Here is a 24,678-nt window from a genome sequence, read left to right on the forward strand (position 1 = left end):
ACCTGTTACTCGCACAAGCACATAACGGTCAGAGATAACGTGCATGCGTCCGGTTCCCAATCGAGCCGTTCAGCCCTCACCCCAATCGTGGATTCGTTATGCTTAGTCTTCGTCGAGGTCGCGTGGCTCCTTGCTTGGATCGAAGCCGGAAACGATGTAGACCACCTGGCGGGCCGTGGAAACGGCATGGTCGCCGAGGCGCTCCATGAACCGCGCGGTCAGTACTACGTCGATAAGCTGCTGTCTGGTGACTTTCCAAGAGTCATCGAGCACCAGTTCGAAACTTTGCCGATGCAGCTCGTCGAGTTTGTTGTCATCGGCGATGACACGCTGGGCCAACGTCGTGTCGCGGTCGGTGAGCATTTCCGGCAACCTGTCCGCGGTGACGTCAAGCAGGGCGCGCATGCTTTCGAAAATATGGCGTGTCTGCTCATCGTCCGGCAACGCCGAGGCGGGGTAAGCCCGGTACGCTGTTCGCGCGATGTGCTGTGCCAGATCGCCCATACGTTCGATGGTGGAGGCGAGCCGCAACGTGGCGACGACCACGCGCAGGTCTGTGGCCACGGGGCTTTGCTGGGCCAACAGCTTCACACACTGGTCAAGAACCTGCTTTTCCAGCGCATCGATAGTCGCATCGCCGTCGATAACGGCTTTGGCTGCGTCCTGGTCCTTGTCTATCAACGCTTTTCCGGCACCGTGAATCGCGTCGCAAACATTATTGGCCATGTGTTCCAGATCATCGGCGACTGCTTTGAGCTCTTCGTTGTAGATGACGCGCATATGAGCTTCTTTCATAGTGGTTGGATATGCCGGTTATGCGTTGTTGTTTTAAGGTTCTTGGTAGTTGCCGAGAACACGCGATCAGGAAATGGCCGAATCGCCGAGCACGTTCGCCTTTTTGAAGACGGGCGGGTCATTTTGCCGTCGCTTCAGTTGGCGCCGAGCCGACGATAGTCCCAGCGGTCAAAATGTTCCCAAATCAGCATCAGTGCGCCGATGACAACACCTGATGAGCATAGAATAATCGCTCCAACGACGTGGAACCCGCAGGCGAGCAATATGGCGCTGACCGCAAGGGCAATCAGCCACCAGCTGGTGATGATCAGGAACGTCTTGCGCAAATCGACCTGAACCGGCTTCGGTGCGGGCTTACAGACATCGGGGTTGATGATCGGTGCGAACTTCATGCATCTGATTTTAGTATCCGGGGTTAACCTTATGTTGGCTGTACGCTGATTTCGTTTGCGAATCGGTATGAGAGCCGTGAGAGCATAGAATCAACGCAGTCCATAAGGAGTCCTGGCAAGTGTATTCGATTCACCCGGTCGTCAAGCGGTATGCCTGGGGCTCCTATACCCGTTTGCAGACGATGTTCGCCTCCCAGCTGACCGCCCAGGCCGAGTCTTCGAGCCTTGCTGAAGGTGTAGGGAAGAGCAGTGAAGGGGAGGAGCGGTTCTCCTCAGGCGTAATTCAGAAGTCGCAAACCGAGTCTTCAACGGATAGGGGTGAAATCGCCTTTGCGGATATGCCGAGTACGCGTGGTCCCGTCGCCAGTGCCGCTGACGCCCCCATAGCGGAGATGTGGTTCAGCGGCCATGCTCAATGGCCTTCACAGGTGGATTTGGATTTGCGGCAGGCCGACGGAGAGCTTTCGAAAGATAAACGGCATAAATGGAACAGGGCGTTGGCGAGGTTGCACCATTCGCGTGTTCCTGGCCATGCAGAGTCCGGGAATCTCGATGTTTCGATGGCACTGACCGACCTTATCCGCGCCGATCCCGAAGACATGCTTGGCGCTCGCTGTTCCGATAAATTCGGTCCGGTTCTGCCATATCTTCTGAAAGTGATTTCCGCGCGTATCCCGCTTTCCCTGCAGGTCCATCCCATCGATTTTCAGGCACGTGCAGGCTTTAACGCCGAAAATGCATACCATGTGCCGATGGATGCGCCCGAGCGCTCATTCAAGGACGCGGTGGCGAAAAACGAGATGGTGGTCGCATTGGAACCCTTTGAGGCTTCCGTCGGCTTTGCGACGCCTGCTTTCATGCTTTCCAACCTGACCTTGGTGGATCATCCTCTCGCCGGACGCATGGTGGAGGCGCTGACGCCGCAAGCCCATCACGGCATGCACGTTGTCGATGGCATGTATGGGATGTTCAATGTATTGGCGCAGAACCAGGAACCGACAGACGAGGATTTCGCACAGGCCGATGCGCTGATGCCGATAGCCTCTGCCGTCTGGCAGCCTTCCCATAAACGGATTTTCCGCGCTTTTTATACGGCAGTCGCGGCTGGTCATGTTGAGGGCCTGCGCAAGGCTTTGCAAAAAGCGGCTTCCGAGGTTTCCGACGAACGCTCTCAGCTCGCTTTTCACCACGCTCTGGCCGCAGAAGAGGCTTTCCCGGGTGACCCCAGCGTATTGGCATTGCTGATGATGAATCCGCTTGAGTTGCAGGAGGGCGAGTCGGTCTTCATTCCGGCCGGCACGCCTCATGCCTATATTCATGGCACCGGTGTGGAGATCATGACCAATTCCGATAATGTGCTACGCGCCGGAATGACGGTGAAGCACAAGGACATCCCCGACTTTCTGCAAAGCCTCGATTGCGTTTCGTCTCTCCCTGTCGACCCGAGTGTCAGCTGGATGGCCGATTGGGGGGCCATGTTCGGCGACCGGGTCATCTACAGGCCGAAAATCGATGAATTCATGCTGAGTTACGGTAGGGTCGGCGCGGGGCAGCATCCTTGGGAAATGATGGAGCGGCTGTCTCGCCGATACGGCAGGCTCATGACCAAGGTCTCGCTCAACAACCGACATTTTGGCCCAAGGATCGTGGTGTGCGTCGAAGGGGCGGTAAAGGTCGTCTGTTCCCGCGAATCCAGGATTCTGCATCAGGGGGAGGCTGTTTTCGTTCCGGCCGCCGACGGCCGTGTGCAGCTGGAATCGGATGGCGAGGCAGGCACGTTCATTATGGCTTCCACGCAGGTATGAGACCCGTCGTTTCGTTGAATTCGCAGGAGTTTGCGGATGGGGCGATAGTGTCGCCGACATGCACGGATACGTCGGTATTCGGCCTGTTGCGTAGGTATGTTTTTTGTGAAGAAAATGTGACACGCCGACGAATCGAATGGATTCTGCGGTTTCTATAGCGCGGCGGTTGTCATGTGTGTAAAAAAATCAGGGCTTGAAGTATTCTAGTAGCAGAAATCAAGAATGGCAGATGCGTTTTACGATGTCTTATTGATACGGTGTTGTACCGGTAAAGTTCGTTAAGGCATTTTCTGTTGGAATGTTGTCCGCAAGGAGTTGGTTTATGGTTCACGCTGCGCACAAGGCTCGGGGAGGCACGAAGCGGTCTGCCGCTATATCGTCCCTCTTCTCTCCTGTAAAGGGGACGCATTCGCGCAACGCGATGCGGCAGGCGCAGGCTGTTGCAACCAGCGGAGCAATGGTGGGATTGGCCCCGGACGTCATCGACAAACTCAACGAAATCGCTCCTGAAACGCGCCGTTCCATCCGTTTGGCTCGTGAAGCCGAAAACCGTCGCCATGCAGTTGTCGTCTCGGCTTCCCTGGCTGCGTTGGTCGGTGCCACCGCCACTGCTGTCATGTCCGGCAATCCCGGCAAACCGAGCTTTAGCGCAAGTGCAGAAACCACGACTACCTCTACTTTGAGGCCGATCAATGCCGCTTCGCGCTCCGAGGACCGTGTTCCTCTGCAGTCTTCCGGCTCGAAAGGCACGTGGAGTCTTGGGGAATCGAATACTTCGCTCGACGTTTCGGCAATGTCGAAATCGATCGCCAACAATCCGCAGGTTGCGAATCTGATGGATCAGGACTACCAGACGTTGCCTGCAGGCTTCGATCCCAATCATGCCACGGGTGATTCCGGCAACAACTATGAGTTCAGCCAGTGCACTTGGTGGGTTTATGTGCGTAGGCATCAGCTTGGGCTTCCCGTGGGTTCCCAGATGGGTAACGGTGCCCAGTGGGCGGATTCGGCCCGTGCTTTGGGTTATTGGGTCGACCGCTCGGCGCGCCACGTCGGCGATATCATGGTCTTTGCGCCCGGTCAGGATGGTTCCAACCCGACCTGTGGCCATGTCGCCATCATCGAACAGATCAATCCCGACGGCTCCGTTGTCACTTCGGAGTGTGGCGCCGCCTATCAGGGTAAGACCTTCTCGAAGATCTATACCGCCGATCAGGTTGCAGCTCACCAGATTATTCATTACTGAGTTTGCGTTTTTCTTTTCGTCATTTTTGCTTTCACAGAAATTTGTGAAGGTTGTATTTGGCGGTGAACGTATTTCGGTTACCTATATTTGGCCTGAAATGCAAGGAATCTTGCGTTTGAAAACCAGGACAGGGGCCACTTGGAATCATCCTTCCGGAACCTCGTCGCCGGCCGATTATGTTGCTGCTCTATGATAGCCTGAATGACATGATGAAAGCTTCGAAGATTTGTGCATCCTTGGCCGCGCTGGCGTTGAGCGCCTCGGCCCTCCTTGCATTCTCTCCTGCCGCCTCCGCTGCCAATGAGGACAACGACCCGGTCACTTCCTCGCGTTCGTTCCGCAAGGTCAATACCGTGCGTAAAGACCTGCTGAAGGAATCCACCTCCACCGATGTCGACGCCAAGTCGAATTGGGGAGGCATCGAATCTCTTGATGTGCCTCAGACGCAATCGCAGGCCGAGAAGGACGCTGCTGCGGCAAAGGCTCGGGCCGATCAGGCCGCCGCAGATGCTGCTGCCGCTTCACGTTCTGCTGCAAGGAATTCGTTGGCTCAGAGTTCGCAGCCGCAGAATTTCACCGTCACGCCTCCCAATGGGCAGTCGGTTGCCAGTTTGTTGACCTTCGCCAATCAATTCGTCGGCGTGGTTCCTTATAAATATACCGGCAACACCCCGGCTGGTTGGGATTGCTCGGGTTTTGTGCAGTATGTGTTCGGTAACTTTGGCATTGCCCTTCCGCATGGTTCTGGCGCCCAGATGAGTGCAGGCAGGCCCGTCGCGGATATTTCACAGGCGATGCCTGGTGATTTGCTTGCAGGTCCCGGTCATTCCGCTATTTATGTCGGTAATGGTCAGGTGGTCAATGCGCTTAATCCTGCTGCCGGTACCACGTATAGCCCCATAGGCTATGCCTTCTCTTCAGGTAATTATGTTATTCGCAGGCTTCTTTGAGTTTTAATGGGTGAAACCAGATAAAAAAGTTTTATCGCCTAGATAAACATTGAAACGTGTCTCGAAAAAGGGGCACGTTTTCTTATATAACGAAGAATTTAGTGCTTTGCTCTCAAGACTGGTATTCTTGAGGTAGAACCGTTATCAACGGTGTCACGTACTTCAAGGAGGTAGTCATGGTAAACGACAAGGCTATTCTGGTAGGGGTGGATGGTTCGCAGGCCAGCTACAAGGCGACCTGGTGGGCGGCAAACTATGCCAAGCACGCAGGGCTGATGCTACAGATAGTGTGCGCTTATTCGCTGCCGAGCTATGCCGCGGTCTCGTTCGATTCCACCTACACTTCCATGGGTGACGACAACGCGGCCCATATCGACGCGCAGGAGATTCTTTCCAAGGCCAAGGCCATCGCCGACGAACAGGGTGTCGAGGCGCAGACGTTGATCGTCACCGGCGATCCCTCTTCTGTTTTCGTCGAACTTTCCCGCAACTACAACCTCATCGTCATCGGTAACCGCGGCAAGGGCGGCTTGGCCGAACGTCTTCTGGGAACCACCAGCTCGTCGTTGCCGGCATACGCCTATTGCCCGATCATCGTGGTGCCGTATACCGATGATGACGGCAAGACGATGCATTTGAACAACACCATCAAGCGTGTGGCCGTCGGCATCGACGCCAGTGCCTGGGGATTGAAGGCGTTGCAGATCGCGGCCGACCTCTCCGCCGACCGTGGCGCCGAGCTTGATGTCATCGATGCGGTCGCGGGTCTGCAGGGCGTCAGCGATGAGGACGGCGTTTACGATTCCTATATGGAAGACCTCGAAACGCAGATCGCTCCTGTCCGCAAGGCCCATCCGGATTTGAAGATCACCAAGACCATCGTTCCGGAATCCGCTGTCAGCGCTTTGACCAAGGCCAGCTACGACCACGATATCGTGGTGGTCGGTTCCCGTGGCAAGGGCGGGTTCACCGGTCTCCTGGTCGGTTCCACCAGCCAAGGCCTTATCCAGCACGCGGCCGGCCCGGTCTATGTGGTTCCACGCAAGTATGTCGAAGCCGAAAAGTCCCGCTCCGATGGTGCCATCGAGGGCATCGAAGGTGTCGAGCAGGTTTCGGTCAAGACGGCCGACAGCTCAGCAGCTGAAGCCATCGAGTCCTCCATTGATCCGGAGCACAAGGCCTGATTGCAGATTTCGCCTTTCAGACATTAAGGGCGGCGCCGATTCCCGTAAAGGATATCGGCACCGCCCTTTTTCGAATTGGAATGGATTACCTGCCAGAAAGTCTGTTCGGAATAAGCCTCAAAACATTCTTTCGTATAGTGCGAGACCGGAGAAGCTCCAGAACCATCCGCCGGTCTCGCAATGTCCCAAAGTAGGCTTCCGACACATTTCCAGCAATTACCCTATTGCGACAGGAACCACTACTTGGTGAGCACTTTGACTTCCATCGTCACCGGCGTGGCACGCTCATAGGTGTGCATCACCGTGCAGGACTTCTCGATGTGCTTTTCCACACGGTCCTTGAGCTTCTCGACATCCTCGCCGTGGATACCGGCGCTTTGCGCGTCAACGACCACCTGCTCGTGGAAAGCGGTGTAGACATTGGCATGCGGGTCGGAATCACCGTCGACGATAATCTTCGCGCCCTTGCCTTCGCCGAGCGAATTCTCGATGGTCATCTGGCTGGAAAGCGCGCCGCAGGCCGCCAGCGCCACCTTCATCAGGTCGCCGGGGTTGAACTGGCCCTTGCCGTGACCGAACTTGATGTGTGCGCCTTCGTCGCTGAATGCATCCCAGGAGCCGTCCTTATTGCGCTCCACCCACAGTTTCTTTGCCATTGTGTACCTCCTTGCGTTTATGCCTCGCTTTTCGCAGAGGCGTTTCCCTACCAATCTAACCCCAAGCCCCGTCGTTATGTGTATCCGGTGCAGGAGGTGGTGGACGAACAGGATACATCCGAATATGTTCCTTTTCTGTCAGTGAAATGGAAGTGGCGTGGCCGGTTGCGTAATTCGTCGGCCCATTTGTGCTTTTTACTTGCTTGCTGGGTAATCTTAAGTAAAAAACACAAATAGCGGCTCTAAATATAGCTTTTACTTAGTCGGTGTGAGTAAGCAAATAAAAAGACACAATTACGCTTTCTTGGATTATTCTCATGGATTCAGTGTCTTACGATAGACAGAAGTTCATCGTTTCGGTATCGACGTGGCCGATGCTGCTTGCTAGAATGGTTAGCTATGCTGAACCAAGAACAACTGCAAGAAATTCGTCAGAGCATTCCCGCGCGTCCGAACACCGACATCCCCATGCCTTACGAGGATTTGGTACGTGACATCCTCACCAACGGAACACTCAAAACCGACCGTACCGGCACGGGCACGATTTCGTTGTTCGGCCGACAGATGCGATTCGACCTTTCCAAGGGTTTCCCGCTGCTGACCACCAAGACGGTCTATTTCAAGGGCATCGCCTACGAACTGCTGTGGTTCCTCAAAGGCTCCAGCAACGTGCGTTGGCTGCAGGAACATAACGTGCATATCTGGGATGAGTGGGCCGATGAGAACGGTGATCTGGGGCCGGTTTACGGTGTGCAGTGGCGCAGCTGGCCGGCACCGACCGCCGACGATCCGAACCATACCATCGATCAGATTTCCAACGTGCTCAATCTCATCAAGACGCATCCGGATTCCCGTCGGATGATCGTCACCGCATGGAATCCCGCGGAGGTCGAAGAAATGGCTCTGCCGCCCTGCCATGCGCTCTTCCAGTTCTATGTGGCCGACGGCAAGCTTTCCTGCCAGCTCTACCAGCGTTCCTGCGACATGTTCCTGGGCGTCCCCTTCAACATTGCCTCGTATTCCTTGCTCACGTTGATGATGGCGCAGCAGACCGGGCTCGAGCCGGGGGAGTTCGTCTGGTCCGGCGGCGATTGCCACGTTTACGACAACCACATCGAGCAGGTCCTGACCCAGCTTTCACGCGATCCGTACCCTTACCCGCAAATCGAGATCAGGAAGGCCGATTCGATTTTCGATTATCACTACGAGGACTTCAACATCGTCAATTACCAGCACCATCCGGCCATCAAAGCGCCGGTGGCTGTCTGAATTCCAAGAATTCTTCGGCCACGGTTCAGGCGGGTTTCAGAGGGTGTGAAAACGCGTCTGAACCGTTGGTTAGACTAAAGAATTACTGCCTAATTCAAGGAGCACATGAAATGGAGCATGACAGTAGCCGAACTGGCTATCACGAACCCGAGCCCGGACCTGCCGGGCAAGAAGTCATCGAGGACTGGGGAGACGATGTCGTCAAGACGTTCTCGGTCAATCTCATCTGGGCGTGCGCGCAGGATATGCAGGGCCGTCCCGATGCGATGGGGTTCAATGGCGGGATGCCGTGGCATCTTGCCGAGGATATGAAGCGTTTCAAGGAACTGACCGTTTCACACCCGGTCATTATGGGGCGCAAGACCTGGGATTCGCTGAATCCGAAATATCGTCCTCTTCCCAACCGCGACAATATCGTCGTCTCGCACGATCCGAACTGGAGTGCGGTCGGAGCGACTACGGCCAACGATATCGACGCCGCGCTTGATTTCGCCCGTCAGGAGGCTATTCCCGACGATGGTCTCGATCGCAGCGAAATCTGGGTAATTGGGGGAGCGCAGCTGTTCCGATCCATTATGCCGTTTGCCAACAAGGCGTATGTCACCTATATCCGCGGCCGTTTCGACGCGGACACGTATGGGCCCGATATGGACGAGCTGGTGCGTGCCGGGGCCTGGCGTCTGCAGGAGGATGGGGTGTGGATGGCTCCTAAAAAGCGTGAGGGTGCCGTCGAAGCCTATCGCTTCGTCACCTATCAAAAGAATCAGTGAGATTGTTCTTTCAATTCGACGCAGATGTGGTTGCTTTCGCGATCCATCTGCGTCGTTTGCTATGTCGCTTTTTTTGAGCCTTCATCGTTACGGCTGATTCGTTATGATGGTAGCAATATCATTGAGTCTTACAAGAGGAAAGATACTTCAGCTATGTCCAATCATCCTTACACCGTCATGACCGTCTGCACCGGCAACATCTGCCGTTCCCCGATGGCCGAAATCATCCTGCGCGCCAACTTCGAGGAACGCGGTCTGGCCGATAAGGTACGTGTGATGTCCAGCGGGGTCAGCGACGAGGAGCACAGCCATCCCATCGACCCTCGTGCCGTGCGCGTGCTACGCCAGCGGGGCTACGAGATTCCCAAGCACCATTTCGCGCACCGCATCACGTCTGAAGAGATTGAGGAAAGCGATCTGTTCCTACCCATGACCGCCTCACATGAGAGGGGATTGCTGCGTCTGCTTCCTACAGACAAGAAGCCTGAAGTGCATCTCTATCGCAGCTTTGATCCGAATCTGCCCAAGCCTGCGCCTGGTCATGAGTCCGACATCGACCTGGTCGACCCATGGTACGGCGGCCCGCGCGATTTCGACATAGCCATCGACCAGATCGACGGCGTCGCCCCATACATCGTTGACTGGGTCGCCCAGCAGCTCTGAGAGCAGATATGCCTCGGCCCCGGTGTTCGTTTTCTGAGCATCGGGGCCGAGGCATGTTGAAAGTTAAGCTTACTCCTAGTGCTTGGTTACGGCCTCATCAGATAAAAGCTTTATTCGTCGGCTAGATTCCAGTGAGTCACCTTCACAACAAACATAACCAGTACACCATCCGAATCTACTGGGTAAACACTGGGTTTTGACTAGAATCTATACAACTGCAAGAAATGGAAAAGCCTCGAAACCGTTGCAATTACTTGGTTTCGAGACCTAAGTGGTGGCTCCGAGCGGCATCGATCCGCTGACCTAACGATTTTCAGTCGTTCGCTCTACCAACTGAGCTACAGAGCCATGAATAAATCAAAAACCCGGCGAACCGGGTTTTCAACCATTCGAGCGACTCCGGCCAGACTTGAACTGGTGACCTCCGCCGTGACAGGGCGGCGCTCTAACCAACTGAGCTACGGAGCCGTGGCTTGCTTTCATCAAGCAGCCGAGTGTTAATATTACTCAGAATCAGGAAAAGCGCAACCCGGAAGCAATTTCAGCGTGTCGCCCATGATGCCAATGATTAGGGACGCTACGAATCTTTTGTAATTCAAAATAGTTCACGTCCACTAAGCCAATCGGAGAGAATGACTGTAGACCGGGCTTTGTCAGGTGTAGTTCAGGCTGCGGTCGGCAACGTGCTCATATTCGTGATGGGGCTTCCTTGGCTGGAATCGTAAAGGTAATAGGCATAGTCCGTGTCCTCATTGTCGTCGTCGGGATCGTCGCCGTCGTCATCATCGTAGGGGTCGGAGCTGCAGTCCGAACCGTGGCAGCTTTGATCGTCGGTATCCGAATGGTTGATTGCATAGCCGAACGCCGAAACGAACACAATGATGATAATGATGTTCAGGACTGTCCTGACCGCACCGATGACGATTCCGGCTATGGACATTCCCTTGCTTTTTCGCCGCTGCGATTGATCTGAACGAGTGCGACCACGGAAAGCACCAAGCCGATAACCGGCATAAGGAAGGAAAGAACGAAGCCGATGATACACAGTGTGTTCCACTTCTGGTTCGGGGCCGGGGCATAGTAGACCTGAGGGCCCACAGGCGGCATTGAACCAGGGCCGGAAGGCGGCACCGACCCTGCATATGGCTGGTAGCTCGATGTCTGCTGCCCCGCATTTGGGTCTTGGAAGGGGGTTTGCCCCGACTGCTGCCTAGGTTGCGAGGCCGAGTCGCCATATTGGTAGGAAGACTGCCCCTGTGGCGGGGTCGCGTTGAAATCATTGTCGTTCATAGCCAACAGTCTACGCGTGCAAAGTGAAGTTTCCGGGTTTGCCTTCCGTTAGACTTGGGGGTCGTGCAGGAAAACGACAAAAGAATTCATCATGTGCTCTCATACGTCCGGAGGAAAGGGCGTCTTGACGACCGGTACAAGCGGGCCTGGCAGCGCTATGCGCCTGATTTCCTGCTTGACGTCAATGCGGGGGAGGGCTCGCTTGATCTGAAGGAGGGATTTGCCTTCGATGCTGGTTTCGTGCGCCGATCGTGGGGCAACGACCATCCGTTGGTCATCGAAATCGGCACGGGACAGGGCGAGAACATCATCGCTGCCGCAGAGGAGCACTCCGAGGTCAATTTCCTTGCGGTTGAGGTCTACGACCCCGGTGTGGCCCATACCATGCTGCGTGCCGGTAAACTCGGCCTGACCAATCTGCGGGTCGCCCAGATCAATGCCCCGGAGCTCTTCAGCGTGTGTGAGCCGGGTGTGGCTAACGAGGTGTGGACGTTCTTCCCCGACCCGTGGCCCAAAATGCGCCATCACAAGCGGCGTATCGTCCAGCCTGCGCTTGCGTCCGATATCCGCAAGTCGTTGGGCGAGGGGAAGGTGTGGAGGCTGGCCACCGATATCGAGGACTATGCGCTTCACGTTCACGAAGTGATGGATGGACGTGCGGATTTTGCCAATATCGGTACGTTGGCCGTTTCGTTGCCTACCGAACACGTCGGCAAGGGCACGGCGGACGAGGCCAAGTCATTGCCTCACGCCGATTTCAGAGAAGCGGAGCGCTATGACGGCCGAGTGCTCACCAATTTCGAGAAAAAGGGTTTGGCGGCAGGCCGTGTGATTCACGACCTTACCTATCGAGCCATTTGAGGCTGTGTGTAGTCCGATTGAGGCCGTTATGTTGAGCATATGGCTTTTTGCCTGTTCCTCAGTTGTGCGGCGGAGATATATCGGCAAGGTGATTGTATTGCGCGATGACGATAGGTGTGTTTGCCAAAGCATTGCAATCAATCGGCGTTGGTCAACACGCCGAGACTTGCTCGAGTCGAGTTCGTATTTTAATATGAATAGGTTGTTAGCCCCCCTCGTCTAACGGTTAGGACACCAGACTTTCAATCTGACAACAAGAGTTCGACTCTCTTGGGGGGTACTTCTTCTAGAGTTTTTCAAACATTCCTTTTAGTGCTTCCAGGATATATGCAATCGATATTTTCCTTCGGGACTGGATTTGTTTTCGATTACATTCATCTTTCTCGAAAAGTAGTACATTTTGTTCGCTGTGATGCAGGCCTAATTGTTTCGCCTGATTGGTGCAAACGCTTTTCTTTGGGTTTTGGATTTCGACATACATTTGTGAAATATGTCATATTGGCTATTCGGTTGGTGCAGAAAAGTATCTGATTGTGCAAATTCAATCGTTTTTTCTTAAGTAAAAGATATTTTAAGACTGTAATTACTAGACAAGAGCGATACACGGAATCGGATATGTATTTGCTCTTATACAATTCCCAACGAAGGGGGTTTACAATGGCTACGATTGTTATTCTTGGCGCAGGTTACGGCGGAATGCGTGCGGCGAAGCAACTTGCCAAGTCCAATGTCGATGCTGATATCATCATGGTCAACAAGAATCCGTATCACTATCAGTCCACTGAGCTGCATGAGGTCGCCGCAGGTACCAAGGAACCCGATCAGATCACGTTTGATATACGCAAGGCCGTGGATCCCAAGGTCAAGGTGATCATCGATGAGGTCACCAAGGTCGATCAGGACGCCAAAAAGGTCGAGCTGAAGGGTTCCAACCCGCTTGCCTACGATTATCTGATCAACGCTCTGGGCTTCGAGTCCGAGACGTTCGGTATCAAGGGAGCCGAGGAAAACGGCTGGCCGCTTATCGACATCGATACCGCCGTAGCCGCACGCAAGCATCTTGAGGACACCCTGAAGAACTACAAGACCAGCCACGACGAAAACGATTTGCATATCGTGGTCTGCGGTGCAGGGTTCACTTCCATCGAGTACTTGGGCGAGTTGGTCTACCGGCTGCCTGATCTGGCGAAGGAATATGATTTCCCGATTGATAAAGTGAAGATCGACTGCATCGAGGCGACGCCGAAGATCCTGCCGATGTTCGACCAGAAGCTGGCCGATTGGGGCGTCAAGTACCTCGAGGACCACGGCGTCACGTTCCATACGGCCACGCCGATCACCGAAGTCAAACCCGATGCCGTCATGAGCAACGACACCGCTTTCCCGGCCAATACCATCATCTGGACGACCGGCGTGCGCGGCAGCCACGTCATCGCCGATTCCGGTTACGATCAGAAGCGCAACCGCGTGGTCGTAGAGGACGATTTGTCGATTAAGGGCCATCCCGATCAGTTCCTCGTCGGCGACGTCTCCGGTGTTCCGAATCCGGACAATGGCCGTCTGTATCCGACCACCGCCCAGATTTCCATCGCACAGGCCGACACCGCCGCGGAGAACGTCATCGCGCGTATCAATGGCACGGATCCGAAGAAGTTCGTCTACAAGTCCCTTGGCACGCTTTGCTCGCTTGGACCCAAGACCGGCATCGCCGAGGTTGATATGGGCGGCCATTGGAAGCTCAAGGGCGCCAAGGCATCTGTCGCCAAGAAAGCTGTCGCCGATCGTTCGGTCACCGAGCTGACGGATATGCCCGGCATCATGAAGGGGTAGCCGGTCGTCTCGGCTTGCTTGTAAAGCGCCAAGCAGTTATTAAAAGCCAGGGTGTGTTCGGGAAGTGCCGATCTCCCCGCACGCCCTATTTTTGTTTTATGTTTTAGTTACAATTATCGATTGATGTTTGAATGTTCTTCAAAACTACTTGCATGTGTTCCTTTGTCGTAAAAGCCTAGTCGTACGAAGGTTTTGCGGCATAAAAGAATGACGTAAACGTGATACGCGCCATAAAAAAATCGTTTTTTGAATTCTTGCGGTTTTAGGCTTGATTTTAATCGTTTTTTGTTCAGCTTTTCATATATTGTTGAAGCGTATTGACAATGATGGAGTTTGACAAGAACCCATCCTTTTTTGTGATTGAGCTATAAGGAAAAGTGATCGGAATGAAGAGAATCGTCGTTCTTGGAGCAGGCTACGCAGGGATGCGTACCGTTAAGAAATTAGCCGGTTCAGACGTAGATGCGCAAATCGTACTGGTGAACAAAAATCCGTATCATTATCAGTCAACTCAGCTCCACGAAGTCGCCGCGGGAACCAAGGAACCTGCGGATATCACTTTCGACGTCAAACAGGTATTCGCCAGTAAGAAGAACGTCCAGGTGATCATCGACGAGGTGGTCCGCATCGACCAGGACGCCAAAAGCATCGAGCTTAAGAACAGCGAGCCGCTTCACTATGATTTTCTGGTCAACGCCCTGGGCTTCGAGTCCGAGACCTTCGGCATCGCGGGTGCCGAAGAGAACGGTTGGCCGATCATCGACATCGATACCGCGCTTGCGGCTCGCAAGCATCTTGAAGACACGTTGAAGCGTTACCAGACCAGTCACGATCCCAACGACCTGCGTATCATCGTATGCGGCGCGGGCTTCACCAGTATCGAATACATCGGCGAGCTCGTCTATCGCCTTCCACGCCTTGCCAAGGAATATGGTTTCCCTCTAAGTGAGGCCAAGATCGACTGCATCGAAGCCGGGCCGAAGATCCTCGGTATGTTCGAACCGAGTCTGGCCCAGTGGGGGGTCAAGTATCTTGAGAAAAAGGGCGTGACCTTCCATGTGTCCACCCCCATCACCGAGGTAAAGCCGAATGCCGTGATGAGCAACGACCAGGAATTCCCGGCCAATACCATCATCTGGACGACCGGCGTGCACGGCAGCCATGTCATCGCCGATTCCGGTTACGACGAGAAGCGCAACCGCGTGGTGGTCGCCGATGATCTGCGCGTCAACGGTCAGCCTGACCAATTCCTTATCGGCGATGTCTCCGCCGTCACGAACCCGTATAACGGCCGTCTGTACCCCACGACCGCCCAGATCTCCATCATCCAGGCCGATTGTGCAGCAGAAAATCTGGTCGCGCTGATGAACGGGCAGCCCACGAAGAAATTCGTTTTCAAGGCTCTCGGTACGGTATGCTCGTTGGGACCGACTGCGGGGATTGCATCGATTGACATGTTCGGACATTGGAACCTTAAGGGATGGATTGCCAGTGTTGCGAAAAAGCTCATCGCCGATCGTGCCGTCTTGGAGTTGACCAATATTGGTACTATGCTGAAAAGTGATTGATTCCATGCTTTTATAAGTAAGGAATAGTTGGGAAGAAAGGATAAAAATGACTGTTTTAGGGTTATCGCGATTCCAGTTCGCGATGACGACGGTCTTCCACTTCTTCTTCGTGCCGTTATCCATTGGCCTGGCATTTACAGTGGCGGTAATGGAAACGTTATACGTAGCGAAGCGGAAATACATTTATAAGCGTATGGCGCAGTTCTGGGGGAAGATTTTCCTTCTGAGCTTCGCTGTTGGCGTGGTGACCGGCATCATTCAGGAATTCCAGTTCGGTATGAACTGGTCGAACTACTCGCGTTTCATGGGCGACATCTTCGGGGCGCCGTTGGCCATTGAGGCTCTTCTGGCGTTCTTCATGGAATCCACGTTCATCGGCGTCTGGATGTTCACTTGGAACCGCTTCAAGCCAGGCGCACACGTTGTCTTCATCTGGCTGACCTGGTTGGGCTCCACGGTTTCGGCCATTTGGATTCTCGCGGCCAACAGCTTCATGCAGAACCCTGTGGGCTTCGGTATCAACAAGAAGACCGGACATGCCGAGATGACGAATTTCGCCGCTGTTGTCGGCAATCCCCAGCTCTGGCGTGAGTTCCCCCATATCGCTACGGGCGCGTTGATGCTCGGCGGTATGGTTGTGGTCGGCATGAGCGCTTTCGGCTTCATGCACAAGAATGCTGACCGCGCCTTCTTCACCCGTTCGATTCGTGTCGGCGCCATCATCGCGCTGATCGGCTCGATTCTCGTCATCATCACCGGCGACCTGCAGACCTTGGAGATCATCAAGGATCAGCCGATGAAGTTCGCGGCCACCGAGGGTATTTACAATGACCTCAAGAGCCCGGCGCCATGGATGGTCGTCGGCTTCATGAACGAAGGCAGCCATACCGCTGCCGGCCTCGAGATTCCTGGCATGCTCTCCCTGCTTGCTTTCCATAAGCTCTATGGCGGAACCATTCAGGGCATGAACACCCTGAATGAACTCTTCAAGAGCGAGAACGGCAAGATCATCAAGAACGGCATCGAGCATCCTGAGATTTCGAACTATTACGTGCCTGCCAATGTGCTGTTCTGGAGCTTCCGCTTCATGGCCGCCGTCGGGTTCGCCGTGTTGATCCTCGCCATCTGCGTGCTTTGGTTCACCCGCGCTTCCAAGAACACCCTGGCGGACAGCCGCTGGAAGCTCTGGGTGCTGGGTGTCTGCACCTATCTGCCGTTCATCGGCACCACCGGTGGCTGGCTCATCACCGAGCTCGGCCGTTATCCGTGGATCGTCTATGGCCTGCAGACCATCGCCGATGCTGTCTCTCCGACGGCTACGGTGGCCAGCTTGCTGATTACCAATATCGTCTACTTCCTGCTCTTCTGCCTCATGGGCGGCGTGATGATCTTCTATTCTCGTCGCGTGCTCCATCAAGGGCCGGAGCCGGAAGATGCTAAGACAGCTACCGCGGGTTCATATGTCGGAGCTCACGCGGCTAACAGAAAGGTGGCGTTGGCATGACTGAGTTTCTCGCTAAGCCATTGATCGATGGCAACAATTTCCTGCAATTGCTGTGGTTCTTTGTGATTGCTTTGGTGTTCGCCATCTTCCTGTTCCTCGACGGCATCGATTTCGGTGTCGGTATGGCCACTCGTGTGCTGGCCCATAACGGTGACGAACGTGCGCTGTACATGCGTGCGATCGGCCCGCACTGGGACGGCAATGAGGTCTGGCTCATCACCGGCGGCGGCGCCATGTTCGCGTCCTTCCCGCTGTGGTATGCAAGCCTCTTCTCCGGCTACTACCTGCTGCTCTTCATCGTGTTGGTCGGTCTGATCCTGCGCGGCGTCTCCTTCGAGTTCGCCGCACACGCCATCACCGAGCGTGAACGCAGCGTCTGGCAGTGGGCCAACTTCGCGGGCAGCGTCATCGCGCCGTTCGGACTCGGCATGATGCTCACCAGCGTCATCCAGGGCGTTCCGATGGATGCTCAGGGCAATGTTCACGCCGGTTTCTTCGACGTGGTTAATCTGCTCTCCATCGTCGGGGGCGTGGCTGTGGTGTTCTTCAGCTTCCTGCATGGTCTGCACTTCCTGAGCCTCAAGCTCGACGAGAATACGTCCGCGAGAATGCTCAACACCTCGAAGAAGGCCTACTGGATCGCCTATCCGGCGCTTGTGGTCTTCGTCATTCTGGCGTTCTTCTTCACTGATTTCTATCAGCGTCGCACCAAGTCCACACTGCTGATCACCGTGGTCATCCTGGCCGCGACGATCTGTGGTCATCTCGCAGCCAACAAGAAGCGCGGAGGCTTTGCCTTCCTCGCTTCGGGCGTCACCCTTGCCGGTATCATCGCCTTCATCTTCAACGGGCTTTTCCCGAACGTGATGATCGCGACCGATCCGTCCAAGAGCCTGGCCGTATCTGCGGCTTCGTCTTCGCAGTACACACTGGAAATCATGACCATCGTGCTTTGCTGCTTGCTGCCGATTGTCCTGATCTACTTCAGCTGGTCCTATTTCATCCAGCGCAAGCGTTTGCTCACGGACAATTCTCCGGAAGCCATCAAGGCGGCTTTGGCCGAGTGACGGACTGATGTTCGCTCTTTCGATTGAAAGTTAGCTCAATGCCCGATACTCTTATCCCGCAGCGATGAATGTGCAATAATATTCATTGGTGCGGGGGAGTATCGGGCTTTCTTTGTCTTAGGAATATTCGTTAGTAGTTGGGACTGGTCGTGATCGATAAAAGTCTATTCAGATTTGACGGGGTGCGGCAACGTATGGGGCTTTTGGCCCTGCTTTCGTTGGTGCAGGCGTTGTCCATCGTCGGGCAGGCCCATGGTTTGGCTCGGGGGCTGGTGGAGATATGGAAGCTCCACGCGGTTTCCACCCTCATAGGTCCGTCTTTGGAATTCATTGCCTTCTATGCGCTGCGTCATCTGTGTGATGTGGCCAAGCAACACATTTCCAGCAAGTACGGCAAATACGTGGCCGGGCAGATTCGTCCGCAGCTGCAACACAAGATCTTCAGGCTGGGGCCATCGGCTTTGGCCTCACGCGGCACCGGCTCAACGGTGACGATGCTGATTGACGGCCTCGATCAGGTCGAACACTATATCGAGATTCTTCTGCCGAAGATGACCGACATGATGCTGATCTCGCTGGTCATCCTGATTGCCGTCTGGTGGCAGGATTGGGTCAGTGGCCTGGTTCTGCTGCTGATGTATCCTCTGATTATTTTCTTCATGGTCATTCTGGGACTGGCCGCACGCGACCGTTCCAACAAACAGTATGACCAATTCAATATTCTCAACACCAAATTCGTCGACAGCATCCTCGGTCTGCCGACCTTGAAGATGCTCGGTGTCGACAAGGAATACGAAGGCGAGATCTACAGCGTCAGCGAACGCTTCCGCAAGCGTACCATCGACGTGCTCAAAGTGGCCATGACCTCGACCTTCGCTCTTGACTGGTTCACCACGCTCGGCATCGCCATCATGGCGGTTTTCCTTGGTCTGAGGCTGGTCAACGGCACCATGCCGCTTTTCCCGGCCATGTTCGCGCTGATCATGGCTCCCGACTATTTCCTGCCCGTGCGCCAGTTCGGCGACAACTACCACGCCACGCTCGACGGCAAGAACGCTCTGCACGACATCATGAGCTTCATCGACAGCCCGGAAACGCCGCAAGACACCGAAACCGAATGGGACGGATGGAAGGCAGACAGCGAACTCAAACTCGAAGATGTCGACTTTGCCTATCCTGCCGGTAGCAAGCCGAAAGGCGAGGACGAGGGCCAGAGCATGGCAAGTCACAATGTCGCGATGAACGCTGTGGAACAGCAGCGTGAGGGCGACAGCGATCAAGACGCAAATCCGGCTCAAGCCGAAACCGACACTTCTGAAACCCAAGCAGACGTCCAGCCGGATGCGTTGCACCATCTTTCGATGGACCTCAAGGGGTACGGCAAAATCGCCGTCATCGGCAAATCCGGTGCCGGCAAATCGACACTGGTCAATCTGCTCGCCGGATTCAATAGCCCTCATGCAGGGTCCATCGAACTTGACGGCAGGCCGCTCAAGAACTTCAATGCCGTGGCTTGGCAGCGCCACATCAGCTATATTCCCCAGACGCCTTATATCTTCAATGGATCGATCGCCGACAACATCCGTTTCTACGTCAACGACGCCAGCGAGCAGGACGTCCGGGCGGCCGCGCACGAAGCCGGGCTCGACGAGTGGTTGGATGAACTTGCCGATGGGTTAGGCACCTTGATCGGGGAAGGCAACCGGGGTATCAGCGGTGGCCAGGCCCAGCGCATCGCGCTTGCCCGGGTCCTGCTCGACAAGTCGCGTGAGGTCCTGCTTTTTGACGAGCCCACCGCACACCTCGATATCGAAACCGAATATGACTTGAAAAAGACCTTGCTGCCGATTATGGACAACCACTTGGTCATCCTGGCCACGCACCGCCTGCACTGGCTCGCCAACGTCGATCAGGTGCTGGTGCTCGACAAGGGCAAGGTGGTCGAATCCGGCTCACCAAAAGAACTCATCGGCTCAGGTGGTCCCCTCGACCGCCTCATCAGCGAGATGGGAGGCAACCAGATTGGCCAATACCTCGACTGAGAAGCTTACGGCATCAAGTATGAACCCATCAAAAAGCGGCAGCAAGAACGGCAACGAAATGAACAACATCGACGCATCGACAGCAGCCACGCATCCTGCAGCTACGGCCACGGCGGCACAAGGCGGAAAGACCACGCTACGCGACTACCTCAAGATCTGGGACAACGACCATTGGTTCTGGCCGTACTTGAGGGAAAACAAGCGCAAGCTCGCTCTGATCTTCTTCTTGGGGTCCATGACGTTCGTCTGCGCTGCGGCCCTGATGTTCACCGCCGGTTACCTCATCAACCGTTCGGCGCGCATGCCCTATAACATCCTTCTGGTCTATGTACCGATCGTCCTGACCCGTGCCTTCGGCATCGGCAGGCCCGTCTTCAAATACGTCGAACAGCTCAAAAGCCACGACTGGGTGCTTCACGTCATCTCCAAGCTGCGCGTACAGCTCTACCGCACACTTTCCAAAGACGCCGCCTTCCTCAACGAGCACGAGCGCACAGGTAGCGTTCTGAGCCTTCTGGCGGACGATCTCGACCACCTTGAGAACTTCTACCTGCGCACCATCTTCCCGACCGTAGTGGCCTATATCCTTTGGATTATCGTCACCATAGCCATGGGCGTCTTCTCGTGGGTCTCCTCGCTGTTGCTCTTCCTGATGCTGGCGTTGGTTCTGATCCTCATCCCGTTGGTTTCGCTGAGTTTCTCGACCGGTCATTTCGCGTTGGAGAAGCAGCAGCAGGCTCAGGAATACACCAAGGTCACCGAAAGCTACCTCGGCCTGAGCGACTGGGTCATCACCCACAAGGACAAGGATTTCGTCTCCATCGGAGCCGAGGAGTACCGGCGCATCCAGGAGAGCAAGGACCAGCAGAAGACCTTCGAACGCTGGCGCAACTTCGCCATCCAGGTTGTTTTCGGCATCATCGCCATCGGCCTGATGGTCGGTGCGGCAATGACGATGACCGGTTCCAAGTCCGTCGCCGACTGGTCCGCTTCCATCGTGCTTGCGGTCTTCCCGCTCGTCGACTGCTTCATCAACGTGGCCCAGGCCGCCGCCGAAGTGCCGCTGTACAGCGATTCGCTCGAACACCTGAACGACCTGACCGATCGTGTCGAGTCTCGTCAAGCGGAACCGGTCGAGCAGCGCAAGCTCAGCGGCCCGATCGAGGCGATCGATTTCGACCATGTCACCTTCGCCTATGGCCCCGGCCAGCCGACGTTGCTTGACGATTTCACCCTGCATATCAAGGCAGGTGAAAAGGTGGCGCTGCTTGGCCCCAGCGGCGAAGGCAAAACCACGATTCTCCAGCTGTTGCTGGGCGATCTGGTCCCGCAACAGGGCAGCATCACCATCAACGGCATTCCCGTCGCGGCGTTGCAGGACGAGCGTGCCCGCATCTTCGGCTACCTGAACCAGCAGGCGTTCCTTTTCAACTCCACCATCGCCGAAAACGTGCGTCTGGGCGCACCCGACGCCACCGATGAGGACGTATGGGCGGCGCTCAAGGCCGTGCAGCTTGATGAGACGGTCGCGGCTCTTCCCGATGGCATAGGCACGTCCGTGAATGAAGCCGGCCAGCGATTCTCCGGCGGCCAGCGCCAGCGCATCGCACTTGCACGTATCGTCTTGAAGGATACGCCGGTGATCCTGCTGGATGAGCCTACCATCGGCCTCGACCCGGTTACCGAGCGTGAGCTGATGTCGATGATTTTCTCCGCAGCAGGCGAGCGCACGATGCTCTGGGTCACCCACCATCTGCAAGGTCTGGAACAGTCCGACAAGGTCATCTTCCTCGACAACGGCAAAATCGCCATGCAGGGCGCCCCCACCGAGCTCTACCGCACCAACGAGCGTTTCCGCGAGCTCTACCGCATGGACGTCGGCGAGCTGGAAACAGTGCGCTGAGGATAATGAAAAACTGAATTTCAGTAATATGAATTGACGGGTGGATGGCTCAACTTGAGCATCCACCCGTCAATGATTTCGATATAGTTGAAGCGAAAGCCAATGCGATGTCGGAATAACCGGTTCGATACTGGCGTAAAGTGCCTAAAACTCAGAGTATCCTGATGTACTTGTCGATGACGGCGACCAAGGCTTTGACCGTGCCTGCGTTGATCGACGGATACCGGGTGTCGGTGATGATGCCTTTGGCGGCTTCAAGATGCTGCAATGCCTCGTCTTTGGCGCCTTTGATGAACTGCGGGTGGACCTTGAAATAGTCGAGCACCTGCAGCGGATCCTCGAGTTTGATGATATCCGCAAACGAGGAATCGTCCGCAAGCGCCAGGATGACGGGCAGTGTGTAGATGCCGTCGCGGATGTCTTCAAGCTTCGGCTTGCCGGTGTCGTGCGCGACGTTGAAATCCTCTACGTCATCGAGAATCTGGAAAGCCATGCCCAAATGCAAACCGAATGTCTTGGCTTGGTCCAGAGACAGCTGCGAGGGCTCGCTGACGCTCAGTTTGATGCCGGTGAGTGCGGCCAGGCGGAAAAGCGCCGCTGTTTTGCCGGCGATGGCCCGCTCATAGTATTCCTTGGTGGTGCTGGTGTCGTGTCGCGCACATTCCTGCAACAAATCGCCGGATACGATCTCGTTGACGGTGTGGGCCTGCTCGGAGATGAAGGCCTTGTCCGGAGAGATGATGGACATGATTTCCATATAGCGCGAAAGGATGAGGTCGCCAAGATAAATCGCGGCCTTGTTGCCACGTATCGTTTGCACCGTCGGCTGGTTGCGTCGCACCGAGGCGTTGTCAAGCACGTCATCGTGCACCAAGGTGGCCAGATGCAGCATCTCGATGGCCGCAGCGCCGGTGATTACTCTATCGCTGACGTGATGAGGTTCATCGTTTTGAACGACATAAGAGAAAAGCAATACCAGTGAGGCGCGAACCATTTTGCCATGGTTGTCGAGCAGGTGGCGGTAATCCTCCCGATAGGGAGTGACATTGTCCTCTTCTGAGTGCATCGTTTGCACCACGCGCTTCAAATCATCGCGCAACAGGAGTTCCTGTTGATTTGACATGCCTACCCGACCTCTCGAAAGTCTTCAGTACTCAGACGACGTACCTAATATAGCATGACTGACGATATTCGGTACGCTCACAGGTTTGAAGCCGTCCTTTCGGCAGGTAATTTGACCGATATTTGTATTATGTCAATCGTTATTATTAATTCTTGTGACAGAAATCACTCCGTCGATGTCGCTCAAGTCCCCGATAAGCTCTTTGCTGTCGCGCCCGCGTACTTCAAGGTCAGCGGAAACAACATGGCCTCGGCTGCCGGGTTCCTCGTCATCGTGATCTTTGGATTTCCTGGTCGAAAAGCCTTCGACGGAAACCCCGTGCTGGGCACAGACTGAAAGGATTGAACGTAGGATGCCATGCCCGTCTCGATACTTCAGCCGCAGCATGTCGTCGTTGCCAATGCCGGGGGCGATGAGCTTGGTGATGAACGGCAACAGCGTGACGGCCAGGAAGTAGAAGACCGTGCAGGCCAACGCCGGTACGAACAGGCCTGCCCCGCAAGCCGAACCGATGGCGGCAGTCATCCAGATGGAGGCTGCGGTGGTGAGTCCGCGGACGTGCGAGCGCTGGGTGAAGACGACGCCTGCACCGATGAAGCCGATACCGGAAACGATCTGAGCGGCCACGCGCGAGGGATCGACACGTACGTTGGCGGCAAGCACATCTATGAACCCGTATTTGCCGATGATGACGAACAGTGCAGAACCCACTCCCACCAAGGCGTGCGTGCGTGTGCCCGCATCCTTGTGCCTGGCCTGACGTTCGAGACCGATGAGGGTAGAGAGAACCAATGCCTCAAAAAGGTAAAGGGCCTGCCATCCCCACGTCACCAGCTGTGCTTCCATTTCCCGCTACTTTTCCTTTCCTGCCAAGGTCGGCGTTTGACCTGTTTTTATATTATGCTGTTCGCGGCTCCAGATGCGTCGAGCCGGATTGACGCATCTGTGATTGAGGTATTTCTGGTAGACCGGATAGAAGACGCGCACCGCCGGATAGAGCACGTACAGCGTGCGTTCGGTATCGTGCGCCCGCGTATGGTTCGGATGGGCGTCGAACGTGTTCTGGAAACGCTGCATGTACTTGCGGAATGAGGAGAAGGAGGAATCCATACGACGTGCGCTGACCCCGGTGATCATCTTTTCGCAGTAGACGGTTTTCAGCCCCTGGTCGAGCAGATGCAGGGAGATATCGATGTCCTCGTGCATGATATCGGGTTTGTCGCGGCACACCTTGTCCTTGATTTTCTCCCAGGCGCTGGCTCGAACCGCCATGTTGGAACCGAACAGCAGCACCTTGCCGTTGTCGGCGCGATAGGTGATCTTGCGTACCTTGTCGTCGCCTTTCAGGCCAAGGCGCCCTGCAGGCATGTCGTAATAGACCGCAGGGCCCGTGGCGCCCATGGCGTCGGGGTCTCGCTCGAAGATGTCGGTGACGACCTTGACCCAGTCGGGTTTGAGCATGCAGTCCGCATCGACGCGGCCGTATACGTCGCCACTCGCCACGGAGAAACCGAAATTGCGCGTGGGGACGAGCCCCTGTTCGTTATCCTGATGGACCAATTTGATCAGCGATGGATTAGACTGTTGGTCAATAAATCGTTGCACAAGTTCGCAGGTTCGATCGGTTGACTTATTGTCAACGACAATGATTTCGTAGGGTGCAACGGATTGACACACCGCATTCGCCAGACAGTTGACGATGCGGTCCTGTTCGTTGTACGCAGGTATCACAATGGATATTCTTATCATAATATAACAGG

22 protein-coding genes and 3 tRNA genes are annotated in these 24,678 nt (G+C 55.3%); 15 read left to right on the forward strand and 10 right to left on the reverse strand.

The annotated features are described in order from the left end of the window. Positions 1-102: 102 nt before the first annotated feature. Together phoU and OZX74_RS02645 are read right to left on the reverse strand one after the other, a co-directional pair. Complete coding sequence (gene phoU, locus OZX74_RS02640) at positions 103-780, reverse strand: phosphate signaling complex protein PhoU (RefSeq protein WP_277157392.1); 678 nt, start codon at positions 778-780, stop codon at positions 103-105. Positions 781-929: 149 nt separating this feature from the next. Then, a complete protein-coding gene (locus tag OZX74_RS02645) occupies positions 930-1,187 on the reverse strand; it encodes a hypothetical protein (protein ID WP_277157009.1) in 258 nt (85 codons plus the stop codon). 119 nt (positions 1,188-1,306) lie between these two features. Between OZX74_RS02645 and manA the strand changes: the two genes are divergently transcribed. The 4 genes from manA to OZX74_RS02665 all read left to right on the forward strand — a co-directional run bounded on the left by manA (position 1,307) and on the right by OZX74_RS02665 (position 6,372). Next, complete coding sequence (gene manA, locus OZX74_RS02650; RefSeq protein ID WP_277157010.1) at positions 1,307-2,992, forward strand: mannose-6-phosphate isomerase, class I; 1,686 nt, start codon at positions 1,307-1,309, stop codon at positions 2,990-2,992. A gap of 322 nt (positions 2,993-3,314) precedes the next feature. Then, a complete protein-coding gene (locus tag OZX74_RS02655) occupies positions 3,315-4,238 on the forward strand; it encodes a CHAP domain-containing protein (protein ID WP_277157011.1) in 924 nt (307 codons plus the stop codon). Positions 4,239-4,444: 206 nt separating this feature from the next. Next, positions 4,445-5,188 carry a C40 family peptidase gene (locus OZX74_RS02660; RefSeq protein ID WP_277157012.1) on the forward strand — a complete coding sequence of 248 codons (744 nt, stop codon included), beginning with the start codon at positions 4,445-4,447 and terminating at the stop codon, positions 5,186-5,188. A gap of 176 nt (positions 5,189-5,364) precedes the next feature. Then, positions 5,365-6,372: a universal stress protein gene (locus OZX74_RS02665; protein WP_277157013.1), complete on the forward strand. Its 1,008-nt coding sequence runs from the start codon at positions 5,365-5,367 to the stop codon at positions 6,370-6,372. A gap of 239 nt (positions 6,373-6,611) precedes the next feature. Here OZX74_RS02665 and OZX74_RS02670 read toward each other — a convergent pair whose 3' ends face one another. Then, on the reverse strand, positions 6,612-7,028 hold the full coding sequence (locus OZX74_RS02670) for an OsmC family protein (RefSeq protein WP_277157014.1): 417 nt from the start codon (positions 7,026-7,028) through the stop codon (positions 6,612-6,614). Positions 7,029-7,427: 399 nt separating this feature from the next. Between OZX74_RS02670 and OZX74_RS02675 the strand changes: the two genes are divergently transcribed. The 3 genes from OZX74_RS02675 (at position 7,428) to OZX74_RS02685 (ending at position 9,730) form a co-directional block, all read left to right on the forward strand. Continuing rightward, positions 7,428-8,297 carry a thymidylate synthase gene (locus tag OZX74_RS02675; protein WP_277157015.1) on the forward strand — a complete coding sequence of 290 codons (870 nt, stop codon included), beginning with the start codon at positions 7,428-7,430 and terminating at the stop codon, positions 8,295-8,297. A 110-nt stretch (positions 8,298-8,407) separates the two neighbouring features. After that, the gene (locus OZX74_RS02680) at positions 8,408-9,067 is read left to right on the forward strand and encodes a dihydrofolate reductase (protein WP_277157016.1); all 660 of its coding nucleotides are present in this window, start codon (positions 8,408-8,410) and stop codon (positions 9,065-9,067) included. A 153-nt stretch (positions 9,068-9,220) separates the two neighbouring features. Beyond that, positions 9,221-9,730: a low molecular weight protein-tyrosine-phosphatase gene (locus OZX74_RS02685; RefSeq protein ID WP_277157017.1), complete on the forward strand. Its 510-nt coding sequence runs from the start codon at positions 9,221-9,223 to the stop codon at positions 9,728-9,730. A gap of 272 nt (positions 9,731-10,002) precedes the next feature. On the opposite strand, the gene OZX74_RS02690 is transcribed toward OZX74_RS02685, so the two are convergent. The 4 genes from OZX74_RS02690 to OZX74_RS02705 form a co-directional block, all read right to left on the reverse strand. After that, positions 10,003-10,078 (reverse strand) — tRNA-Phe (locus OZX74_RS02690). A gap of 46 nt (positions 10,079-10,124) precedes the next feature. Further along, positions 10,125-10,198, reverse strand: a tRNA-Asp gene (locus tag OZX74_RS02695). A 196-nt stretch (positions 10,199-10,394) separates the two neighbouring features. Beyond that, the gene (locus tag OZX74_RS02700) at positions 10,395-10,670 is read right to left on the reverse strand and encodes a hypothetical protein (RefSeq protein ID WP_277157018.1); all 276 of its coding nucleotides are present in this window, start codon (positions 10,668-10,670) and stop codon (positions 10,395-10,397) included. Next, a complete protein-coding gene (locus OZX74_RS02705; protein ID WP_277157019.1) occupies positions 10,661-11,020 on the reverse strand; it encodes a DUF4190 domain-containing protein in 360 nt (119 codons plus the stop codon). The genes OZX74_RS02700 and OZX74_RS02705 overlap by 10 nt, the downstream gene beginning before the upstream one ends. 54 nt (positions 11,021-11,074) lie before the next feature. Here OZX74_RS02705 and trmB point away from each other — a divergent pair, with 54 nt between their 5' ends. The 8 genes from trmB to cydC all read left to right on the forward strand — a co-directional run bounded on the left by trmB (position 11,075) and on the right by cydC (position 21,795). After that, positions 11,075-11,881, forward strand: coding sequence for a tRNA (guanosine(46)-N7)-methyltransferase TrmB (gene trmB / locus OZX74_RS02710; RefSeq protein ID WP_277157020.1), 807 nt, complete (start codon positions 11,075-11,077; stop codon positions 11,879-11,881). A 208-nt stretch (positions 11,882-12,089) separates the two neighbouring features. Next, positions 12,090-12,161: transfer RNA gene (locus OZX74_RS02715), tRNA-Glu, on the forward strand. Positions 12,162-12,538: 377 nt separating this feature from the next. Next, positions 12,539-13,711 carry an NAD(P)/FAD-dependent oxidoreductase gene (locus tag OZX74_RS02720; RefSeq protein ID WP_277157021.1) on the forward strand — a complete coding sequence of 391 codons (1,173 nt, stop codon included), beginning with the start codon at positions 12,539-12,541 and terminating at the stop codon, positions 13,709-13,711. Positions 13,712-14,097: 386 nt separating this feature from the next. Continuing rightward, positions 14,098-15,279, forward strand: coding sequence for an NAD(P)/FAD-dependent oxidoreductase (locus OZX74_RS02725; RefSeq protein ID WP_277157022.1), 1,182 nt, complete (start codon positions 14,098-14,100; stop codon positions 15,277-15,279). Positions 15,280-15,325: 46 nt separating this feature from the next. Beyond that, a complete protein-coding gene (locus OZX74_RS02730; RefSeq protein ID WP_277157023.1) occupies positions 15,326-16,783 on the forward strand; it encodes a cytochrome ubiquinol oxidase subunit I in 1,458 nt (485 codons plus the stop codon). Continuing rightward, positions 16,780-17,850 carry a cytochrome d ubiquinol oxidase subunit II gene (gene cydB / locus OZX74_RS02735; RefSeq protein ID WP_277157024.1) on the forward strand — a complete coding sequence of 357 codons (1,071 nt, stop codon included), beginning with the start codon at positions 16,780-16,782 and terminating at the stop codon, positions 17,848-17,850. The genes OZX74_RS02730 and cydB overlap by 4 nt, the downstream gene beginning before the upstream one ends. Positions 17,851-18,044: 194 nt before the next feature. Beyond that, complete coding sequence (locus OZX74_RS02740; RefSeq protein WP_277157025.1) at positions 18,045-19,892, forward strand: ABC transporter ATP-binding protein/permease; 1,848 nt, start codon at positions 18,045-18,047, stop codon at positions 19,890-19,892. A gap of 19 nt (positions 19,893-19,911) precedes the next feature. Further along, complete coding sequence (gene cydC / locus OZX74_RS02745) at positions 19,912-21,795, forward strand: thiol reductant ABC exporter subunit CydC (protein ID WP_277157026.1); 1,884 nt, start codon at positions 19,912-19,914, stop codon at positions 21,793-21,795. 151 nt (positions 21,796-21,946) lie between these two features. Here cydC and OZX74_RS02750 read toward each other — a convergent pair whose 3' ends face one another. The 3 genes from OZX74_RS02750 to OZX74_RS02760 form a co-directional block, all read right to left on the reverse strand. Next, a complete protein-coding gene (locus OZX74_RS02750) occupies positions 21,947-22,918 on the reverse strand; it encodes a polyprenyl synthetase family protein (protein ID WP_277157027.1) in 972 nt (323 codons plus the stop codon). A 132-nt stretch (positions 22,919-23,050) separates the two neighbouring features. Further along, a complete protein-coding gene (locus OZX74_RS02755) occupies positions 23,051-23,764 on the reverse strand; it encodes an MgtC/SapB family protein (RefSeq protein WP_277157028.1) in 714 nt (237 codons plus the stop codon). A 6-nt stretch (positions 23,765-23,770) separates the two neighbouring features. Further along, positions 23,771-24,667 (reverse strand): glycosyltransferase family A protein, encoded by an 897-nt coding sequence (locus OZX74_RS02760; RefSeq protein WP_277157029.1) that lies wholly within the window; start codon positions 24,665-24,667, stop codon positions 23,771-23,773. Positions 24,668-24,678: the final 11 nt, after the last annotated feature.

Source organism: Bifidobacterium sp. ESL0798 (assembly GCF_029395415.1).
Classification (GTDB): Bacteria; Actinomycetota; Actinomycetes; order Actinomycetales; family Bifidobacteriaceae; genus Bifidobacterium.

Excerpts from the sequence above, each read along its gene's own strand:
- phoU (WP_277157392.1), bottom strand. The coding sequence starts at position 780 with ATGCGCGTCATCTACAACGAAGAGCTCAAAGCAGTCGCCGATGATCTG.
- OZX74_RS02645 (WP_277157009.1), bottom strand. The coding sequence starts at position 1,187 with ATGAAGTTCGCACCGATCATCAACCCCGATGTCTGTAAGCCCGCACCG.
- OZX74_RS02655 (WP_277157011.1), top strand. The coding sequence starts at position 3,315 with ATGGTTCACGCTGCGCACAAGGCTCGGGGAGGCACGAAGCGGTCTGCC.
- OZX74_RS02660 (WP_277157012.1), top strand. The coding sequence starts at position 4,445 with ATGATGAAAGCTTCGAAGATTTGTGCATCCTTGGCCGCGCTGGCGTTG.
- OZX74_RS02665 (WP_277157013.1), top strand. The coding sequence starts at position 5,365 with ATGGTAAACGACAAGGCTATTCTGGTAGGGGTGGATGGTTCGCAGGCC.
- OZX74_RS02670 (WP_277157014.1), bottom strand. The coding sequence starts at position 7,028 with ATGGCAAAGAAACTGTGGGTGGAGCGCAATAAGGACGGCTCCTGGGAT.
- OZX74_RS02675 (WP_277157015.1), top strand. The coding sequence starts at position 7,428 with ATGCTGAACCAAGAACAACTGCAAGAAATTCGTCAGAGCATTCCCGCG.
- OZX74_RS02680 (WP_277157016.1), top strand. The coding sequence starts at position 8,408 with ATGGAGCATGACAGTAGCCGAACTGGCTATCACGAACCCGAGCCCGGA.
- OZX74_RS02685 (WP_277157017.1), top strand. The coding sequence starts at position 9,221 with ATGTCCAATCATCCTTACACCGTCATGACCGTCTGCACCGGCAACATC.
- OZX74_RS02700 (WP_277157018.1), bottom strand. The coding sequence starts at position 10,670 with ATGTCCATAGCCGGAATCGTCATCGGTGCGGTCAGGACAGTCCTGAAC.
- OZX74_RS02705 (WP_277157019.1), bottom strand. The coding sequence starts at position 11,020 with ATGAACGACAATGATTTCAACGCGACCCCGCCACAGGGGCAGTCTTCC.
- OZX74_RS02720 (WP_277157021.1), top strand. The coding sequence starts at position 12,539 with ATGGCTACGATTGTTATTCTTGGCGCAGGTTACGGCGGAATGCGTGCG.
- OZX74_RS02725 (WP_277157022.1), top strand. The coding sequence starts at position 14,098 with ATGAAGAGAATCGTCGTTCTTGGAGCAGGCTACGCAGGGATGCGTACC.
- OZX74_RS02730 (WP_277157023.1), top strand. The coding sequence starts at position 15,326 with ATGACTGTTTTAGGGTTATCGCGATTCCAGTTCGCGATGACGACGGTC.
- cydB (WP_277157024.1), top strand. The coding sequence starts at position 16,780 with ATGACTGAGTTTCTCGCTAAGCCATTGATCGATGGCAACAATTTCCTG.
- OZX74_RS02740 (WP_277157025.1), top strand. The coding sequence starts at position 18,045 with ATGGGGCTTTTGGCCCTGCTTTCGTTGGTGCAGGCGTTGTCCATCGTC.
- cydC (WP_277157026.1), top strand. The coding sequence starts at position 19,912 with ATGAACCCATCAAAAAGCGGCAGCAAGAACGGCAACGAAATGAACAAC.
- OZX74_RS02750 (WP_277157027.1), bottom strand. The coding sequence starts at position 22,918 with ATGTCAAATCAACAGGAACTCCTGTTGCGCGATGATTTGAAGCGCGTG.
- OZX74_RS02755 (WP_277157028.1), bottom strand. The coding sequence starts at position 23,764 with ATGGAAGCACAGCTGGTGACGTGGGGATGGCAGGCCCTTTACCTTTTT.
- OZX74_RS02760 (WP_277157029.1), bottom strand. The coding sequence starts at position 24,667 with ATGATAAGAATATCCATTGTGATACCTGCGTACAACGAACAGGACCGC.